Below are 18,036 nucleotides of genomic sequence, written 5' to 3'. Positions count from 1 at the left end.
GGCGACCCCGCCGAACCCGCGGCCCTCGACGAGTGGCAGCTCGCCCTTCATGAACGCCTTCAGGTCCATCCCCGCGCAGAAGGTACCGCCCGCGCCGGTGATGACGCCGACGCTCAGGTCCTTGCGGGCGTCCAGGTCGTCGAGCGCCTCGGCGACCTGCTGGGCGACGGCGGCGTTGACCGCGTTCTTGGCCTCGGGCCGGTTGATGGTGATGACGGCGACGCCGTCCTCATCCGTGTAGAGAACCTCGTCGGACACGGGGACCCCCTACTTCGGCGGCATGCGCAGGCCGCCGTCGATGCGGACGACCTCGCCGTTGACGTAGCTGATCTCCAGCAGGGCTCGGGCCAGCTTGCCGAACTCTCCGGCGGTCCCCATGCGCTTGGGGAAGGGGATGGGCGCGGCGAGGCGCTTCTTGAACTCCTCAGCGCCCTCACCCTCACCGTAGATGGGGGTCTCCAGGATGCCGGGGGCGATGGTGTTCACGGTGATGCCGACCGCGGCGAGGTCGCGCGCGGCGGGCAGGGTCATGCCGATCACGCCGCCCTTGGAGGAGGAGTAGGCGATCTGGCCGATCTGCCCCTCGATGCCCGCCAGGGAGGCGGTGTTGACGATGGAGCCGCGCTCGCCGTCCTCGTTGACCGGTTCGGTCTTGGCGATCTCGGCGGCGGCCAGGCGCAGCACGTTGAAGGTGCCGATCAGGTTGACCTGGATGACCTTCTGGTAGCTGTCCAGGTCGTGCGGGTTGCCGTTCCTGTCCACGGTGCGGGTCGCCCAGGCGATCCCGGCGCAGGAGACGGCCGCGCGGAAGGGCTTTCCGGTGTCGACGGCGGCCTGGACGGCGGCCTTGACCTGGTCCTCCTTGGAGACGTCGGTGCTGACGAAGACACCGCCGATCTCCTTGGCGATGGCCTCGCCGCGCTCGGCGTTGAGGTCGGCGATGACGACGGTCGCACCGGCGTTCGCGAGTTCCTTGGCGGTGGCCTCACCGAGGCCGCTGGCGCCGCCCGAGACGAGGGCGGAGATTCCGTTCAGATCCATGGGCCGCACTCTACAGACGATGTGACCCACGCACTAGAACCGGGTTCGGTTTTTCACGGAGGACCCTCGAGATCCGGTCCTACCCATACTGAGCCATGCGCGGGTCAGGTCGCGCAGTTCGTCGAACTCGCCGGGCGGGTCGGGGGCGAGCAGGTCGCCGCCGGGCGCCGGACGGGGTGCGGGAACGCGTGGAGCCGCGTGTTTGGGGATATAGGCGGGGGTCGATACCCGGGGTCCGTCGGCGGTCGGCCGGGTCGTGCGGGCACGCAGGCGGCGGGCGGGGTGCGCCGCGGCGTAGGCGAGTTCGCGCTCGTGGGCGAGGAAGTAGGGCCGGACGGGGGCGGCGTCCCTGACGGGATGAGCCGTGCAGGTCGGGGGCGAGGCGGGGACCGACGCGGGTTCGGAAACCGGGGCGGGCACCGGCGCGTAGCGGCGGACCCGGGTGGAGCGGCGCCGGCGGGCGCTGTGGCGGCCACGGGCGGGGGCGAGGAGGGTCTTCAGGCAGTCCAGGGCAGAGCCGAGGACCGCGTGACTAGACTGAGCCACGTCGGCAATCCTTGCTGTAAAAGTTTCGAAGTTGCTGGCCACGACCCCGGGCGGTTACCTACCGTCGCGGGGTCTTCGTATGCGGTTGTCGTTCGCGACAAAGATTAGAGCACTCCGGCGGGATGGGTGAACTTTTCTGCGAAACCGCGCTGCTTCAAGAACCAGGTTTTTCGTTTTCCCAGTTCAACCCGCGTGTTACACAGAACCAGCCCGGTTTATCCGCCAAGCCAGAAGAGTCCGAATTCGCCCGAATTAATAGAATTAATCAGCGCGGGACACGCCGAATTCACTCCCGGCGAGCGCCTTCGGGCCAGATGACGTCGACCGGGACGCCCCGCCCCCGGGCGGCCTCGACGGCGTCGCCCGTCCCGCCCCTGCCGCCGGAGGGCTGGCCGTCCCAGACCGCGAACAGCCGGTCGATCGCGCCCAGCACGGCCTCGTTGGCGTCCTCGTAGGCGGTGCGACCAGCCGTCCGGTGCGGCATGTACCGCACCAGGGTCGAGCGCATGAGCAGACCGTCGAACTGGTCGAGGTTGTCGCGCTTGACCTTGACCTCCCGGTAGTCGACGGAGGGAAGGACGACCTCCAGCCGTCCTCCCGCGTCGAGCACGGCCTCCGCGAAGAGCTGGTCGGCCCCGCGTGCCAGGCACGACAGACCGGTGAGCCCGTCACCCGCGTACGGGGTGAGGGCCTCCGCCAGCGCCGCGCGGACGAGTGGCACGCTGTCCATGCTGAGGTTCGAGTGCCCGGTGATACCGATGCGCGTCACGCCAGCTCCTTCGGATTCGCCTTCTCGACCGGCAGAGTGTTCGACGGTTCGTTTCGAGTCCCCTGATGCCGGAATCCTGCTACGGCCCCCTTCACAGAAGGTCGTGTCCATCGTGTGCGCGAATCCGCGGAGCCCCAGGAAGGGCGGCGTCCAGAAGGCGGCAGGCATAGGCGGGGGCCATGCGCTCATGGATCTCGTCCGGGGTGAGCCATTCGACGCGGGTGGCCTCCTCGGACGGCTGGGGCTCTCCACCCTGGGGCGTGCAGCGGAAGACCAGGGCGACGATGCCGCGCCTGAGGTTCTTGTAGACCCCGGTCAGCTCACCCACCCGAACACGCAGGCCGGTCTCCTCCAGCACCTCACGCCGCACCCCGGATTCGATGTCCTCGTCCAGTTCGAGGACGCCACCAGGCGGTTCCCAATGCCCGTTGTCAGCGCGCTGGATGGCGAGGATACGTCCATCCTCACGAATGACGGCTCCCGCGACGGAGACCGAGTGCATGGCTGCCGCACCACCTTGTACTGTCTGAGTGCTCTTCTACAGGAGATGACTTGGGGCAGGAAGGCACGGATGATGGACGAGGGACGCCCGCGCTACCTGCGTATCGCCGAGGACCTGCGGCACCAGATCCTGGAAGGGACCCTACCTCCCGGGGAGCGAGTACCCAGTGAGTCCGAGCTGATCCACAGGTACGGGGTAGCCCAGGGCACAGTCCGCAAGGCCATGACCGAACTGCGTACGCGCGGACTGGTGGAGACCTTCCACGGTCGAGGGACGTTCGTCCGCAGCCGCCCGCCGGTGAGACGCAAGTCCTCGGATCGGTTCAGACGCTCACACCGCAAGGCTGGCAAAGCGGCCTACCTGGCCGAGTCCGAACAGGCCGGTGTCGAGCCCAGCGTCCACGTCCTGTACGTGGGACCGGTGGAGGTCCCCGCCGATGTCGCCCACAAACTTGGTACGACAAGCGGAAACAGGGTGCTGGCACGTCGAAGTCTCTACTTCAGCGACCGCGCACCGATGGAGACGGCCACTTCCTACATCCCCTGGGATATCGCCGAGGAGACGCCCGAGCTCTTCGAGGACAACCCCGGCCCCGGCGGCATCTACGCGAGGCTGGAAGACCACGGACGGGTACTGGAGGAGTTCCTGGAGGAGGTCTCAGCACGTCTGGCTACGAAGGAGGAGAGCTCGGAGCTGGCGCTGAGCGCAGGGGCACCGGTGATCGAGCTGGTGCGGAGCGCTTACGGAGTCGATGGGCGCGTGCTTGAAGTCTGCGCTACCGTCATGGCCGCCGATCGCTTCGTCCTCGAATACCGGATCCCCGCCAGCGGCTAGGAATCCAAGAACCCCCTTGACTCCTGCACATGAGTTGACCACACTGTCAATCACACTCATATACAGGAGTGAAGGACTCTGTGGATGACTGCTCTGCTTTCCCGAGGTCCTGCTCCGGCACGTCGCCGCTCACAGAACCCCAGGTACGAACATGAACGAGACGTTCCCTCACTCGCCCATACCGGTGGCCGTTCCACAGCAGCGCGCCACAATCATCGCGCCGCCCCGACGGCTGAGCTTCGCCGACCCCAACCGGTGCGGGATCGTGCTCGGCCCGGACCTCTACCACGTCCGTGCCGCACGCACCTGGGCCCACCAGGTCGCACGCACCACACCCAACACGGCCTTTCCACTGGTCACCGTGGTCAGCGAGCTCGTCTCCAACGCGCTGCGGCACACCTGCTCCGGTGACCCCGGCGGCACCACCCGCGTCGTGATCGAACGTCGCCCCTTCGCCTACGTCCTCACCGTCACCGACAACGGCCCCCGCCCCGGCCCGACCATCCCCGTCCCCCGCATCGAGGCCCCCGGCAACCCCCGCCCCGTCGGCGGATACGGACTCCGGCTCGTCGACACCCTCACCGCCTACTGGGACTGGTCCGGCACGGCCGGAGGTCCCCTCACCGTCCGCGCCCTCATCGAACACACCCCCCCACCCGATCCGGAAGGGACGACCGTGACCACCTCCCTCGAAAGCGCTACCCTCACCGGCCCGACCGTGCCGCCGTTGCGGTTCGTCTGGTTGGAGATCATCGGCAAGTGCCAACTGGCGTGCACCCACTGCTACGCCGACAGCGGCCCTGACGGCACCCACGGCATCATGACCACCGACGGCTGGCGGCGTGTGATCGACGACGTCGCCCACACCGCCGCTGGCATGGTCCAATTCATCGGCGGCGAACCCGTGCTTCACCCCGACCTGGGCGAGCTGATCGGGCACGCGCTCGACCGCCGCCTCGCCGTCGAGGTCTTCACCAATCTCGTGCACGTCCCGCCGAGGCTGTGGGAGGACTTCGAGCGCCCCGGTGTGCGGTTGGCCACGTCCTGGTATTCGGACGACCCCGACGAGCACGAGCAGATCACCCAGCGCCCCACCCACGCCCGCACGCTCGCCAACATCGCTGAGGCCAAGCGGCGCGAGATTCCTTTGCGCGCTGGTGTCATCGGTGTTCTGGAGTCCCAGCGCAGCGCCCAGGCGAGCCGTACTCTCCTGGGCCTGGGAGTCGACGAAGTCCGATACGACGACCTTCGAGGGGTCGACCGCGGTGCCGTCACAGAGGTTGAGCCGGACACGTCGGTGTTGTGCGGGCGGTGCGCGCACGGCAACCTCGCGATCTCCCCCACAGGTGAGGTGTGGCCCTGTGTCTTCACCCGGTGGATGCCGGTCGGTAACGTGCGCGAGCAGTCGTTGAACGACATCCTCAACAGCGACCGGATGGCTACGGTGGTGGGTGGGCTTCGTCAGGAGTTCGCCCACCGCGCCGTGTGCGTGCCGAAGATGTGCGACCCGCAGTGCGGCCCCTCGTGCAGCCCGGCATGCCAACCCAAGGGAGACTGCACCCCTGCGGGCAACTGCGCCCCGAACTACCGGTAGAGGAACAACGTGTTCGTCCAAGGCATCGACATTCCCGAAGGACTCGACCCCCCAGACCCGAACGTGTGGCCGTACACGGTTCCGGCCGTCGGCCGCCTGCTCGCCGAACCGCTGGAGTTCCGCGCCCCCGTGACGTTCCTGGTGGGCGAGAACGGGTCAGGCAAGTCGACCCTGGTCGAGGGGATCGCCGAAGCCTACGGACTGGACGCGCGCGGCGGCCGGGCCGGACGCAAGTACGCCAACAACCGCCCCAAGACCCCCCTGGGCGAGCGGCTGCGCCTGGACCTGACCGCACGCGGCGCCCGACAGCTGTCGTCCGGGCGCCGCGCCCGCACCGGGTACTTCCTGCGCGCCGAAACGACGTTCGGGTTCGCCGAGGCGGTCTCGGGCATGCACGGCTACTGGGAGGAGAACCTGTCCGAGCACAGCCACGGCGAAGGGTTCCTCATCATCCTCCAGAGCATGTTAGACAAACCGGGCCTGTACCTGATGGACGAACCCGAGGCCGCGTTGTCGTTCATGTCCTGCCTTCGCCTGGTCGGACTCATGCACGACCTGGCCGAATCCGGGTCGCAGATCATCTGCGCCACACACAGCCCGATCCTGTCCGCCACCCCCGGCGCGGACATCATCGAAGTCGGTGACCACGGGGCGCGCCGCACGAAGTGGGACGAGCTGGAGATGGTCGACCACTGGCGCCGCTATCTGTCCGATCCCGGCAGGTACCTACGCCACCTGATCGACGCATGACCTCGGCCCAGTCACTGGCGAACCAGCGTCACCGGGCGCGCATGCGTGAACTTCTCACCCGAGCGGCGGAGGGCTTCGGCGCCGTCCTGATGGGTGAGGCGGTGTTCGGGTGGCGCGACCGCGGCATCGGCGCGCCCGCCACCGGGGCACCGGGAGACGTGTGGGTACGCGTGACGACCGAACACATGAGCTGGGCACACGGCGAGTTCTGGACCGGCAACGCCGATTCCTCCGCGATCACGGGCGTCTCCAAGCCCGAAGTCGTCGAGGTCACCGAATGGGAAGAAACGCCCGAGCGCGTCCGCGCCGAGCTGATGACCCGCCTTCCCGGGCGCGTGTGCTCGCCGACCGCCGAACTCCGCGACGAACCGAGGCTCTCCGACGCCTGGTGGGCAGACCTACGCGGCGCACTCGACCGGGTCGGGCGGACACCAACGGAGCGGATCGCGGTCGCCCAGGAAGACATCTCGCGCCGGTTGCTGGTGTTCTTCGGCGACGCCGTCGACCTGACTGTTCAGGTATGGCGCACCGCTCACGCGGACCTGCATTGGAACAACCTGCTCGGCCCTGACTTGGGCATCCTCGATTGGGAGGGCTGGGGCCGGGCGCCGGCAGGACTCGACGCCGCGACGCTCTACTGCCACAGCCTGTTGCAGCCGGAGACCGCCGAACGGGTACACGCGGTCTTCGCCGACCAGCTCGACACCCCGGACGGTGTGCGGGCCCAGCTCTACGTCATCGCCCGACTGCTGCTGCGTATCGAACGCGGTGACAGTCCCGAACTGACGATTCCGCTGCACCGCCACGCCGCCGGGTTACTCCACGGCTGAGGAGCGGAGTGAGGCTGTGCTCCTGACAGCCCTTCGAGTTGCTGCCCAGGGATGGAGAACCCGCTACCAGGGCCACCAGGGCACGGGGTCCTCCTCCGTGGGCTCGGGCTCGGGCTCGGGTTCCGGCTCCGGTTCCGGCTCGGGCTCAGGCTCCGGTTCGGGGCGCTCGGGCTCGGGTTCCGGCTCGGGTTCGGGCTCCGGCTCCGACGCCTCCCCGGACGGCTCAGACGGCCCCTCCGAGGGCGAGGGCTCCGGAGACGGCGAGGCCGAGGGCTCCTCCTCCGCCTCGTCGTCCTCCGACGGGGAGGCCGAGTCGGAGGGCTCGGGGGCGGCGGCGCTCGGGACCGGGGAGGCCGGGTCGGCGGCGGGGCCGGAGGGCAGCTGCTCGGCCTGCCCCACGCGTTGGCGGTCGTCCCCACCGGTCTCGGGCGGGTCCTGGGAGACGAGGACGAAGACGAGCGCTCCGGACATGGTGATCACGCCCACGGAGCAGGCGATCGCGGCCTGGAGGAGACGCTGGCGGCGCCGTTCGATACGGCGTGCCTCGCTTCGCCGGAGTCGCGTCGGATGAGGTGTGCGGGTCATCGCGTGCGTCGGCTTCTCTTGGGAGTCGGGGGCGGGCTCGGCCCCACGGGGCGAAGAGCCCACGAAAGTCCGAGCTACCTTACATAAGCAGGGCGTGAGCTCGCACGTTACCCCGGAGGAACCCCCGCCGCGCGGAAAACCCGAAAAGGGCGCCGCACATGATCGCGTGCGGCGCCCCGCCGGGACGTCCGGCCCCTCGGCCGCCCTCTGTGACTGACCGACGTGACGCCCCGGCGCCTGGTCAGGAGGCGAGCTCCTGGGTGACCCTCTTGAGCATGAACTCGGAGGACTCCCGTGCCCGTTCCTCCCACGCGAACACGCACACCGTGGCCACGCCGTCGAAGTCCAGGTCCCGCAGGGCGCCGAAGAACTCGTCCCAGTCCACCTCACCCTGGCCGATGTCCAGGTGCTGGTGGATCCGCGCGGGGGTGCCGGGCGGGTTGAGGATGTACCGCAACCCGGACGAGCCCTTGTGGTTGAACGAGTCGGCGATGTGCACGTGCTGGAGCTTGTCGCCCGCGTACTCCATCATCCGCCGAACGTCCACGCCCGGGTCCTCACCCGACAGGTGGAAGGTGTGCGGAGCGCAGTACAGGTAGTTCACCCAGGGCCGGTTGATCGCCCGGACCAGGTCCACCGCGGGTTCGTTGACCTCGCAGAAGTCGTCCGGGTGCGCTTCGAGGTTGAGGGCGATCCCCTCACGCTCGAAGATCGGCAGCAGCTCCTCCATCGACCGCCAGAACGCGCCCTCGCTCTCGGCGGCCCGCTCCGGGCGGCCGTTGAACTCGGAGTTCATCAGGTTCACGTCGAGCTCGACCGCGACCTCGATCATCCGCTTCCAGTAGCGGACCGCGTCCCGGCGTTCCTGCTCGATCGGGCTCGACCACGCGTACAGCGGCAGGATCGAGGACAGCTTCACCCCCGTCTCGCGCAGCGCGCCCCGCAGCTCCGCCACCCGGGCGTCGTCGGCCCTCGGGTGCTGGAAGAACGGCATGAACTCCGCGCGAGGGGACAGCTCGATGTACTCGTAGCCCAGGTCCGCCACGGTCCGCACCATCTCGGTGATCGGCAGACCCCGGAACATGTACGGGTCAATGGCGATCTTCATGTTCTGCTCTCTCCCTCAGGCGTAGAACGCCGGGCGTTCCTTGATGCCGGTCTCGACGACGCCACCCGAGTGCAGCGACCGCACCAGCGCGTCGGTGACGATCGCCGCGGCGTAGCCGTCCCAGGCGTTCGGTCCGGTCGTCGGGACCCCCGCGGCCACCTCGTCGACCCACGTCTGGAACTCGGTGTCGAAGGCTGCGGCGAACCGCTTCACCCAGTCCTGAAGGACGGGCGTGCTCTGGCGGGCGGCCGAGCGCACCACCGCGCCGGGGATCTCCGGCAGCCGGACGGTGCCCTCCTCCCCCACGACCTCGCAACCGATCTCGTAGCCGTACTGGCAGTTGACGAACACCTCCAGGTCCACCCGGGCGCCGCTGGCCATCTCGAAGAGCATGACCTGCGGATCACGCAGGTGCTCGAACTTCTTGGTGGTCGAACGCGGGACGATCACCTGGACGGAGGAGATCTCGTCGTCCAGCAGCCACCGCATCACGTCCACCTCGTGGACGGCGGTGTCCTGCGAGGCCATCTCGGAGTGGTAGGCCTCGGGCACGGTGGGGTTGCGGTGCACGCAGTGCGCGAGGAGCGGCGTGCCGATCGCGCCCGTCGAGACGGCCTCCTTCATCTCCCGGTAGCCGGTGTCGAAGCGCCGCATGAAACCGACCTGCACCAGACGCGAGCCGTGCGCGGCCTCCGCGTCCAGGATGCGCTGGGCGTCCTCGGCGGTGGTGGCCAGCGGCTTCTCGCAAAAGACCGGTTTGCCCTCCGCGATCGCCTCCAGGACCGACTCGGCGTGCGCCGGGCCCCAGGAGGTGACCACGACCGCGTCGACCTCCGGATCGGCGATCACGTCCGTCCCGGTGGGCAGCACGCGCGCACCGGTGCCCTCGACCGCCCTGGCGGCGCGGTCGGCGTCGATGTCGGTCGCCGCCACGACCTCGGCACCACCCACCGAGGCGGTGATCCTGCGGATGTGCTCGGCTCCGATCCAGCCGGTGCCGATCACTCCTACCTTGACGGTCATCGTTCCTTGCCTTTCTTGACGGTCGGGCGGGTGTGGACACCCGCCCGTTCCGGTCGGAGTCCCCTGTCGGCCGGGGCCGGAGCCCCGGCCGACCTGAGGTATCGGCCGTCCGAGGTCAGAGCCCCTGGACGTCCGGGCCCTCACCCGCCGCGTCGTGCAGCGGATCGACCTGCGGGTCCTTGGCCCGTTCCAGCTCGTGCTGGAGCGCGTCCAGCTCGGCGCCGCCCGCCATGTGGTGGGTGAGGTCGTCGAGGGTGAGCTCGGAGCGGGGCTGGTCGAGCTCGGTCTCGCCGAGCTTGATCACCACGAAGTGGTCGCCGACCATGTACGCGTGGTGCGGGTTGTGCGTGATGAAGATGACGCCCAGGCCGGCCTCGCGGGCCGCGCTGACGTACTTCAGGACCACACCCGACTGCTTGACCCCCAGCGCGGCGGTCGGCTCGTCCAGGATCAGCACGCGGGCGCCGAAGTAGACGGCCCGCGCGATGGCCACGACCTGGCGCTGGCCACCCGACAGGTTGCCGACGGGAGCGTCGATGTCGGGCAGGTCGATGCCCATCTTCCTCAGCTCCTCGTCCGCGATGCGGCGCATCCGGGCGACGTCGAGCATCCGGAAGGGGCCCACGCCCCTGCGCAGTTCGGAGCCGAGGAAGAAGTTGCGCCACACCGGCATCAGGGGAACCATCGCCAGGTCCTGGTAGACCGTGGCGATGCCCCGGTCGAGGGCCTGTCGCGGTGACGAGAAGTCCACCGGCTCACCGTCGACCAGATACTCGCCCGACGTCGGCCCGTACAGCCCGGCGATGATCTTGATCAGTGTGGACTTGCCCGCGCCGTTGTCACCGAGGATGCAGGTGACCTCGCCCGCGTCGACCCTCAGATTGATGCCGTTCAGTGCCCTGATGTTGCCGAAGGTCTTGCCGATACCGCGTAGTTCCAGCAGCGGCGCGGTCCGCGGCGTCGTGTTCCCGGTGGAAGTCGACGTGGTGTCCGTCATCGTGCTCACCTCGGTCACCTCTTGTTCGCTTGCGTACGGACCCAGCCGTTGACCACGACCGCGAGCAGGAGCATCGCCCCGACGAAGAAGAACACCCAGTTGTTGTCCCACCCGGCGAGGACGATGCCCTGGCGGGTCATGCCGTAGATGAACGCGCCGATCGCGGCGCCGATCACCGTCCCGTAGCCGCCGGTGAGCAGACACCCGCCGACGACGGCCGCCATGATGTACAGCAGCTCGTTGCCCACGCCCTCCGCGGACTGCACCGTGTTGAACATGAAGAGCAGGTGCATGCCCGAGAACCAGGCCATGAACCCCACGGTCATGAACAGGCCGATCTTGACCCTGGCGACCGGGACGCCGACGGCCCGTGCGCTCTCCTGGTCGCCGCCGACCGCGTAGATCCAGTTGCCGACCTTGGTGCGCATGAGCACCCACGTGGCCAGTCCGGCGAAGACCATCCACCACAGAACGGTCACGCGCACCTCGACCCCGGCGATGGTGAAACTGGACGCGAAGACCGCCCGAGCCTGGTCGAAGCCGTCCATCGACGAGATGTTGCGGGTGGAGACGGTACCGATGACCAGCTTGGTGATGCCGATGTTGAGCCCTTGGAGCATCAGGAACATCGACAGTGTGACCAGGAAGCTGGGGAGTTTGGTCCGGACCAGGATCCACCCGTTGAGGAACCCGATGGCGAGCGACACCGCCAGGGCGAACAGGACACCGACCCAGACGTTCAGCGAGAAGTACCAGGCGAACATCGACGCGGCCAGGCCGGAGCTGATCACCGCGACCCCGGCGGAGAGGTCGAACTCACCGCCGATCATCAGCAGCGCCACGCCCACGGCCATGATGCCGATCGTCGAGCTGGCGTAGAGGATGTTGGTGAACGCCCCCGCCGAGCGGAACGGCTCGGCGATGGTGAAGAAGACGGTGAACACGATCACCGCGCCGACCAGGGATCCGACCTCCGGCCGCGTCAGGAAGTGCCGGAGCACGGATCTGCGGCCCAACCGCAGTGCCTTCTCGGAGCCGCCCGGCGACGGCGCCGGAGGGGTGATGACGTGGCTCATGGTTATCGGGTCCCCCGCTCGGCGTATTCGGCGACCGCGTCGATGTTGGTCTCGTCGATGAACGCCGGGCCGGTCAGGACCGGCTCGGTCCCGCCCCCGGACGTGTTGCCGTTGGTGTTGTACAGCCACAGGCCGTCCACGGCGAGGTAGCCCTGGAGGTAGGGCTGCTGGTCGACGGCCCAGTCGACGATGCCGCCCTGGATCGCGTTGACCAGGTCCCGGTTGGTGTCGAAGGTGGCGACCCTGGCGTCGCTGCCCGCGTCGTCGACCGCGTCGACCGCGGTCATGGCGATCGGAGCGCCCAGGGTGACCACGTAGTCGAAGTCCTCGTCCGCCTGAAGCGTGGAGGCGATGCTGGACCGGACCTCCGGCATGTTCGCGCTGTCCACGTACACGACGTCGGACTCACCCTCGAAGGCCTCGCCCAGGGAGGCGCACCGGGTCTCCAGCGCCACGTGCCCCTGCTCCTGGATGACGCACATGACCTTCTCCGCGCCGACGTCGTTCAGCCGCTCGCCGAACGCGGCACCGGCCACGTGCTCGTCCGTGCCGAAGTACTCCAGCACGCCCATGTCCTGCCACTCCTCGAGACCGGCGTTGAACGCGACCACCGGGATGCCCGCCTCGATGGCGTCGGAGATGGCGCCCTCCAGCGCGTCCGGCTTGGCGAGGGTGACGGCGATGCCGTCCACGTCGCGGTCGATGGCGTTCTGGATGAGGTTGGCCTGTTCCCGGGCCTCCGGCGCGGAGGAGTACTCCAGCTCGATCCCGCTCTTGGCCGCCGCGTCCTCCGCCCCTGAGCGGATGATGTCCCAGAAGGTGTCGCCGGGGACCTCGTGGGTGATCATCGCGACGGTCATGTCGGGGAGTTCGACGTCGCCGCCGCCTCCCCCCGCCTCCCGGCCTCCCTCCGAGCTGCACGCCGTGACGGCGAGCGTCAGACACGCGGCCCCTGCGATCAGGGCGGTGTAGGTGGTGTTGCGCTTCATGATTCGACCTCTTGTCGATCTGGGGGATTCACTCAACCTGTGGTTGGTCGCAGGGGCCGGTGCGACTTGCGGGGAGTCCGCTCTGCGCGGCGGGCTCAGCGTGTGGTGTGGAGGTCAGGCCTTCTGGTGGCGCGCCCCCAATCCGCAGCTGTTGAGGTACGTGCGGGTCCGGACCGCGATGGGCAGCGGAACCTCCGGCTCGCACGGGTACAGGTCCTGTTCGACGATCACGAAGAGCCGGGCGTCGACCTCGTCGAGCGCGTCGATGACGGCCTTGGGAGCGGGCTCCCCCGCCGGGGGCTCCACGCACACACCGCGCTTGACGGCCTCGCCGAAGCCGAGCTTCTCCTCGTGGACCTGCCGGACGACCTCCGGGTCCATCTGCTTGATGTGCACGTAGTCGACGCGCTCGGAGTACCGGCGGATCAGGTCCACGGCGTCACCGCCGCCGTAGGCCACGTGACCGGTGTCCAGGCACAGGGACACGAGGTCGGGGTCGGTCCCGTCGAGGAACCGCTCGATCTCGGGCTGGGTCTGGATGTGGGTGTCGGCGTGCGAGTGCAGGCACAGGCGCACGTCGTAGTCGCCCAGCAGGATCCTGCCGAGCTCGTCGGCGGAGCGCTGGAGGTTCCTCCACTGACCGTCGTCGAGCGTCGGGGACTCGGAGAACTCCCCGGTCTTCTCGTCCCGGTACATGGGCGGGATGAAGACCAGGTGGTGCGCGCCGACGGCGGCGGTGAGCTCGGCGACCTTCCGGACGGTGGCGACAGTGTCATCCCATTCGTCCGGGTTGTGCAGGTTGCCGAACACCGTGCCGCCGGAGACCTTCAACCCGCGCCGGCCGACCTCGTCGGCGAGGCGCTTCGGGTCGGTGGGCAGGTAGCCGTACGGCCCCAGTTCGAGCCATTCGTACCCGGCCTCGGTCAGTTCGTCGAGGAACCTGTTCCACGGCGTCTGGTGTTCGTCCTCCGGGAACCAGACCCCCCAGGAGTCGGGGGCGGATCCGAGGACCAGTTTCTCCGTCATGTCCATCTCGTTTCGTGAAAGGTGTGGCTGGTGTGGACGGCCAGGTTCGGCCGGGGCCTGTTTTCTGGAACGACCACCTGAGGGGGTGTCGTTCGGGCACCGGCAGGGTTCTCAAGGATCGAGACTGCGCCGTAGGCGTCCGTTGAGGGTGGTGGTGGGCGACGGGCGGGCGAGTCGAGCCGCGTGGCGAGGAACGAGCGACAGGCGAGGACGAGGATGAAGAATCCCTGCCTTGTGGGTGCCCGAACACGGTCCGAAGCGAAGCGGAGGACCCAAAAAACACCGCCTAGCCGTGGGTGGGGAAGTTGAAGGCGGCCTCGACCGATCGGTCGACGTGCGGCCACCGGCTGGTGACGACCTTGGCGCGGGTGTAGAACCGCACGCCCTCGGGGCCGTGGATGTGGCTCCCGCCGAAGAGCGAGTCCTTCCAGCCGCCGAAGGAGTAGTGCGACATCGGCACGGGGATCGGCACGTTGACGCCGATCATCCCGACCGTCACCCTGCGCTGGAAGCGGCGGGCGGCCTCGCCGTCGCTGGTGAAGATGGCGGTGCCGTTGCCGTACGGGTTGGCGTTGATCAGCTCGATCGCCTCGTCCAGGTCGGCGGCGCGGACGATGACCAGCAGGGGCCCGAAGACCTCCTCCCGGTACACGTCCATCTCCGGTGTGACCTCGTCCAGGAGCGACGGGCCGACGAAGAAGCCCTCCTCGTGCCCCTCCACCGTCAGTTCGCGGCCGTCGACCACGACCACCGCGCCCTGCTCCTCGCCGGAGGAGACGAACCCGGCGACGCGGTCGCGGGCCTGGGCCGTGATGACCGGGCCCATCTCGTTGGCGGTGTCCTGGCCGGGGCCCACCCTGACCGCCTTGGCCTTGTCGGCGAGCACCGGCACCAGGGCGTCGGCGGCGTCACCGACGGCGACCGCCGCGGAGATCGCCATGCAGCGCTGGCCGGCGGAGCCGAACGCGGCCGCGGTCAGGTGGTCGGCGGCGAACTCCAGGTCGGCGTCGGGCATGACGACCGCGTGGTTCTTGGCGCCGCCCAGGGCCTGGACCCGCTTGCCGGAGGCGGTGCCGCGCTCGTGCACGTACCTGGCGATCGGGGTGGAGCCGACGAAGGAGACGGCCTCGACGCCGTCGTGGTCCAGGAGCGTGTCGACGGCGGCCTTGTCCCCGTGCACCACGTTGAACACGCCGTCGGGCAGTCCCGCCTCGGCGTAGAGCTCGGCGACGAGGTTGGACACGGACGGGTCGCGCTCGCTGGGCTTGAGGACGAACGTGTTGCCGCAGGCGATCGCGACCGGGTGCATCCACAGGGGCACCATGATCGGGAAGTTGAACGGGGTGATCCCCGCGACGACGCCGAGCGGCTGGCGAAAGTCGAAGGAGTCGATCCCGGTGGAGATCTGGTCGGAGTAGCCGCCCTTGAGCGCGCTGATGATGCCGCAGGCGTACTCGACGACCTCGCGACCGCGGACGATCTCCCCCCTGGCGTCGTCGATCACCTTGCCGTGCTCGGCCGCGATGATCCGCGCCATCTCGTCCTCGTGCCTGGCGAGGAGCTCGCGCAGGGAGAACAGCACACGCGTGCGCTTGGTCAGGGAGGAGTCGCCCCAGCTCTCGAAGGCCTTGGCCGCCGAGGCGACCGCGGCGTCCACGTCGGAGGGCTCGGCGAGCAGGACGGCGGCCTGCTGCTCACCGGTGGCCGGGTTCCACACCGGCGCGGTGCGGGTCGAGGCCCCGGAGGTCGCGGCCCCGTCGATCCAGTGCTGGATGGTCTTCACGGTGGATTCCTTGCTTCCGGGAGGCGTCACAGGTAGTGGCGCTGTCCCTGCTTGTGCGAGTGGTAGGTCAGGTACGCGTCGCGGGTGCTGTCGAGGTCGGACACCTGGCTGACGGGCACGTCCCACCAGGCGCTGCCGGGCGGGTTGGGGCCCTCCAGGTCGGTCTCGATGTGCACGACCGTGGTGGTGTCGGCCGCCTTGGCCTCGGCGAGGGCCTCACGGAACTCCTCGATCCCGTCGGCGCGGATGACACGGGCGCCCAGGCTCGCGGCGTTGGCCGCCAGGTCGACGGGCAGGACGGACCCGTCGAGCTGGCCGGTGGACGGGTCGCGGTAGCGGTACTTCGTGCCGAACCGCTGGGAGCCGAGCTCCTCCGACAGGGATCCGATGGAGGCGAAGCCGTGGTTCTGGACCACGACGATGATCACCTTGATCCCCTCGGAGACCATCGTGACGATCTCCTGGGCCATCATCAGGTAGGACCCGTCGCCGACCAGGACGACCACCTCACGGGAGGGGTCGGCCATCTTGACGCCGGTCCCGCCGGCCACCTCGTAGCCCATGCAGGAGTAGGCGTACTCGACGTGGTAGGCCTTGGGGTCCCTGGCCCGCCACAGCATCTGGAGGTCGCCGGGCATGCTCCCGGCGGCGTTGACGACCACGTCGCGGTCGTCGAGGACGTCGTTGAGCGCCCCGAGCACGGCCGTCTGGGCGGGCAGCGGGCCGTGCTCGACGGTGTAGCAGGCGTCGGTGATCTCGGCCCACTCGTCGGCGAGCTCCCGGGTGCGTGCCCTGTAGTCGGCCGCGACCTCCCAGCCGGCCAGTTCCCGGCGCAGCGCCTCCAGGCCCGTGCGCGCGTCGGAGACCAGCTGGATGGCCGCGTGCTTGGCCGCGTCCAGCCGGGCCACGTTCAGGTTGACGAACGTGACGTCCGGGTGCGCGAAGACCGTGTGGCTGGCGGTGGTGAAGTCGCTGTAGCGGGTGCCGACGCCGATCACCACGTCCGCCTCGCGGGCGAGCGTGTTGGCGCTCCCGGCACCGGTGGAGCCGACTCCGCCGACGGCCCGGTCGTGGTCCCACGGGAGTGCTCCCTTCCCCGCGTGGGTGTCGGCGACGGGGATACCGGTGGCCTCGGCGAACTCGCGCAGGGCCGTGCACGCCTCGGAGTAGACCACGCCGCCGCCCGCGACGACCAACGGCCGCTCCGCGCCGCGGATCACGTCGGCGGCCCGCGCCACGGCGTCGGGTTCGGGCACCGGTCGGCCGATGTGCCAGACGCGCCTGCGGAAGAACTCCACCGGCCAGTCGTGGGCCTCGGCCTGGACGTCCTGGGGCAGGCACAGGGTGACCGCGCCGGTCTCCACCGGGTCGGTGAGCACCCGCATCGCCGCCTGGGCCGCCGGGATCAGCTGTTCGGGGCGCGTGATCCGGTCGAAGTACTTGGAGACCGGGCGGAAGGCGTCGTTGACGGTGACGTCGCCGCCGCGGGTGTCCTCCAACTGCTGGAGCACCGGATCGGGCAGGCGCGTGGCGAACATGTCGCTGGGCAGCAGCAGGACCGGGACGCGGTTGGTGGTGGCCAGCGCGGCGCCGGTGACCATGTTGGTGGAACCGGGGCCGGTCGAGGCCGAGCACGCGAAGGTCTGGAGCCGGTCGCGGGTCTTGGCGAACCCGACGCTGGCGTGGACCATGCCCTGCTCGTTGCGGGCCAGGTAGTAGGGCAGGTCGGCCTCGCCGGTCCTGGCGGCCTGGAGCAGCGCCTGGCCGAGGCCGGCGACGTTGCCGTGCCCGAAGATGCCCCACACCCCGGGGATGAACCGCCGTTCGACGCCGTCGCGCTCGCTGTACTGCGCGGCGAGGAAGCGGACCAGGGCCTGGGCCGTGGTGAGCCTGACGGTGGACTGGGCCATCACGCCTCCCTCTCGGCGGTGGAGGTCAGCGGCAGGCGCCGGTCCATCTCCTGGTCGGCCCAGGTCTGGCGCACCCACCCGTGGGCGGGGTCGTCGCAGATCTTCCAGGCGCGTTCCTCTCCAGGGCCCGCCATGACGTTCAGGTAGTAGAGGTCGTACCCGGGAGCGGCCATGGAGGGGCCGTGCCACCCGTGCGGGATGAGGACGGCGTCCCCGCCGCGGACCTCCTCGAAGACGTCGATGGGACGCTCCTCGGTCCCGTACACCCTCTGGTAGCCGATGCCGGGGCCGGAGGGCCCCTCGGAGACCTCGTAGTAGTAGATCTCCTCCAGTTCGCACTCGGTCTCGGTGACCTCGTCGTGCTTGTGCGGCGGGTAGGAGGACCAGTTGGACGCGGGGGTGAGCACCTCGCAGGCGATGAGACGGTCCGCCTCGAAGGTCCCCGGCACGCAGAAGTTGTTCACCTGGCGGCTGGACTGGCCGGCGCCGCGCAGCTCGACCGGGACGTCCTCGGCGGCGCCGTACCTGGCGGTCAGGCGCCGGTCGCAGCGCGCGGACGGGAGCGCGAACCGGCCGCCCTGCGCGCTGGTGACCGTGGCGCGGGCGTCGCGCGGCAGGTAGACGAAGTCGGTGACCCGGCTGAACACGCTCCGCCGCCCGGTGACCCGGAACT

18 protein-coding genes and 1 pseudogene (1 of these 19 only partly in view) are annotated in these 18,036 nt (G+C 69.3%); 4 read left to right on the top strand and 15 right to left on the bottom strand.

What is annotated here, in order from left to right; all coding sequences use genetic code 11:
• From D471_RS0110570 to D471_RS0110555, 5 genes are all read right to left on the bottom strand, one after another.
• Positions 1-258: enoyl-CoA hydratase-related protein (locus D471_RS0110570; RefSeq protein WP_017598592.1), on the bottom strand; the 258-nt coding region annotated here is incomplete at its 3' end.
• A gap of 9 nt (positions 259-267) precedes the next feature.
• Positions 268-1,041 (bottom strand): SDR family oxidoreductase, encoded by a 774-nt coding sequence (locus D471_RS0110565; RefSeq protein WP_017598591.1) that lies wholly within the window; start codon positions 1,039-1,041, stop codon positions 268-270.
• A 33-nt stretch (positions 1,042-1,074) separates the two neighbouring features.
• Positions 1,075-1,587: a hypothetical protein gene (locus D471_RS33800; protein WP_051059140.1), complete on the bottom strand. Its 513-nt coding sequence runs from the start codon at positions 1,585-1,587 to the stop codon at positions 1,075-1,077.
• Positions 1,588-1,873: 286 nt separating this feature from the next.
• Positions 1,874-2,356 (bottom strand): hypothetical protein, encoded by a 483-nt coding sequence (locus tag D471_RS0110560; protein ID WP_017598590.1) that lies wholly within the window; start codon positions 2,354-2,356, stop codon positions 1,874-1,876.
• Positions 2,357-2,447: 91 nt separating this feature from the next.
• On the bottom strand, positions 2,448-2,858 hold the full coding sequence (locus D471_RS0110555; protein WP_017598589.1) for an NUDIX hydrolase: 411 nt from the start codon (positions 2,856-2,858) through the stop codon (positions 2,448-2,450).
• Between the two features lie 69 nt (positions 2,859-2,927).
• Between D471_RS0110555 and D471_RS0110550 the strand changes: the two genes are divergently transcribed.
• The 4 genes from D471_RS0110550 (at position 2,928) to D471_RS0110535 (ending at position 6,866) form a co-directional block, all read left to right on the top strand.
• Positions 2,928-3,692 (top strand): GntR family transcriptional regulator, encoded by a 765-nt coding sequence (locus D471_RS0110550; RefSeq protein WP_017598588.1) that lies wholly within the window; start codon positions 2,928-2,930, stop codon positions 3,690-3,692.
• Positions 3,693-3,843: 151 nt separating this feature from the next.
• On the top strand, positions 3,844-5,286 hold the full coding sequence (locus tag D471_RS42470; RefSeq protein WP_338045329.1) for an ATP-binding protein: 1,443 nt from the start codon (positions 3,844-3,846) through the stop codon (positions 5,284-5,286).
• Positions 5,287-5,295: 9 nt separating this feature from the next.
• On the top strand, positions 5,296-6,036 hold the full coding sequence (locus D471_RS0110540; protein WP_017598586.1) for an AAA family ATPase: 741 nt from the start codon (positions 5,296-5,298) through the stop codon (positions 6,034-6,036).
• Positions 6,033-6,866 carry a hypothetical protein gene (locus D471_RS0110535; RefSeq protein ID WP_017598585.1) on the top strand — a complete coding sequence of 278 codons (834 nt, stop codon included), beginning with the start codon at positions 6,033-6,035 and terminating at the stop codon, positions 6,864-6,866. The genes D471_RS0110540 and D471_RS0110535 overlap by 4 nt, the downstream gene beginning before the upstream one ends.
• A 63-nt stretch (positions 6,867-6,929) precedes the next feature.
• On the opposite strand, the gene D471_RS40795 is transcribed toward D471_RS0110535, so the two are convergent.
• The 10 genes and pseudogenes from D471_RS40795 to iolB all read right to left on the bottom strand — a co-directional run.
• Positions 6,930-7,451 (bottom strand): hypothetical protein, encoded by a 522-nt coding sequence (locus D471_RS40795; protein ID WP_040689149.1) that lies wholly within the window; start codon positions 7,449-7,451, stop codon positions 6,930-6,932.
• A gap of 241 nt (positions 7,452-7,692) precedes the next feature.
• Positions 7,693-8,559, bottom strand: coding sequence for a sugar phosphate isomerase/epimerase family protein (locus D471_RS0110525; protein WP_017598584.1), 867 nt, complete (start codon positions 8,557-8,559; stop codon positions 7,693-7,695).
• 15 nt (positions 8,560-8,574) lie between these two features.
• Entirely contained in the window at positions 8,575-9,582 is a 1,008-nt protein-coding gene (locus tag D471_RS0110520; RefSeq protein ID WP_017598583.1) for a Gfo/Idh/MocA family protein, read from the bottom strand.
• A 115-nt stretch (positions 9,583-9,697) separates the two neighbouring features.
• Entirely contained in the window at positions 9,698-10,579 is an 882-nt protein-coding gene (locus tag D471_RS33790) for an ATP-binding cassette domain-containing protein (protein WP_051059142.1), read from the bottom strand.
• A 14-nt stretch (positions 10,580-10,593) separates the two neighbouring features.
• Positions 10,594-11,655, bottom strand: a complete 1,062-nt coding sequence (locus D471_RS0110510) for an ABC transporter permease (protein ID WP_017598581.1) — start codon at positions 11,653-11,655, stop codon at positions 10,594-10,596.
• 2 nt (positions 11,656-11,657) lie between these two features.
• On the bottom strand, positions 11,658-12,644 hold the full coding sequence (locus D471_RS0110505; RefSeq protein ID WP_017598580.1) for a substrate-binding domain-containing protein: 987 nt from the start codon (positions 12,642-12,644) through the stop codon (positions 11,658-11,660).
• Between the two features lie 114 nt (positions 12,645-12,758).
• On the bottom strand, positions 12,759-13,676 hold the full coding sequence (locus D471_RS0110500; RefSeq protein ID WP_017598579.1) for a TIM barrel protein: 918 nt from the start codon (positions 13,674-13,676) through the stop codon (positions 12,759-12,761).
• Positions 13,677-13,956: 280 nt separating this feature from the next.
• A complete protein-coding gene (locus D471_RS0110495; RefSeq protein ID WP_017598578.1) occupies positions 13,957-15,453 on the bottom strand; it encodes a CoA-acylating methylmalonate-semialdehyde dehydrogenase in 1,497 nt (498 codons plus the stop codon).
• 26 nt (positions 15,454-15,479) lie between these two features.
• Entirely contained in the window at positions 15,480-17,363 is a 1,884-nt protein-coding gene (iolD, locus tag D471_RS0110490) for a 3D-(3,5/4)-trihydroxycyclohexane-1,2-dione acylhydrolase (decyclizing) (protein ID WP_017598577.1), read from the bottom strand.
• A pseudogene (gene iolB, locus D471_RS33785) lies at positions 17,363-18,036 on the bottom strand (5-deoxy-glucuronate isomerase) (it continues 194 nt past the right edge of the window). The gene iolD and the pseudogene iolB overlap by 1 nt, the downstream one beginning before the upstream one ends.

The sequence above is a fragment of the Nocardiopsis lucentensis DSM 44048 genome (assembly GCF_000341125.1).
Taxonomy (GTDB): Bacteria; Actinomycetota; Actinomycetes; order Streptosporangiales; family Streptosporangiaceae; genus Nocardiopsis; species Nocardiopsis lucentensis.
Note: the sequence above shows the minus strand (reverse complement) of the source record. Positions and strands in the feature narration are given on the sequence as shown.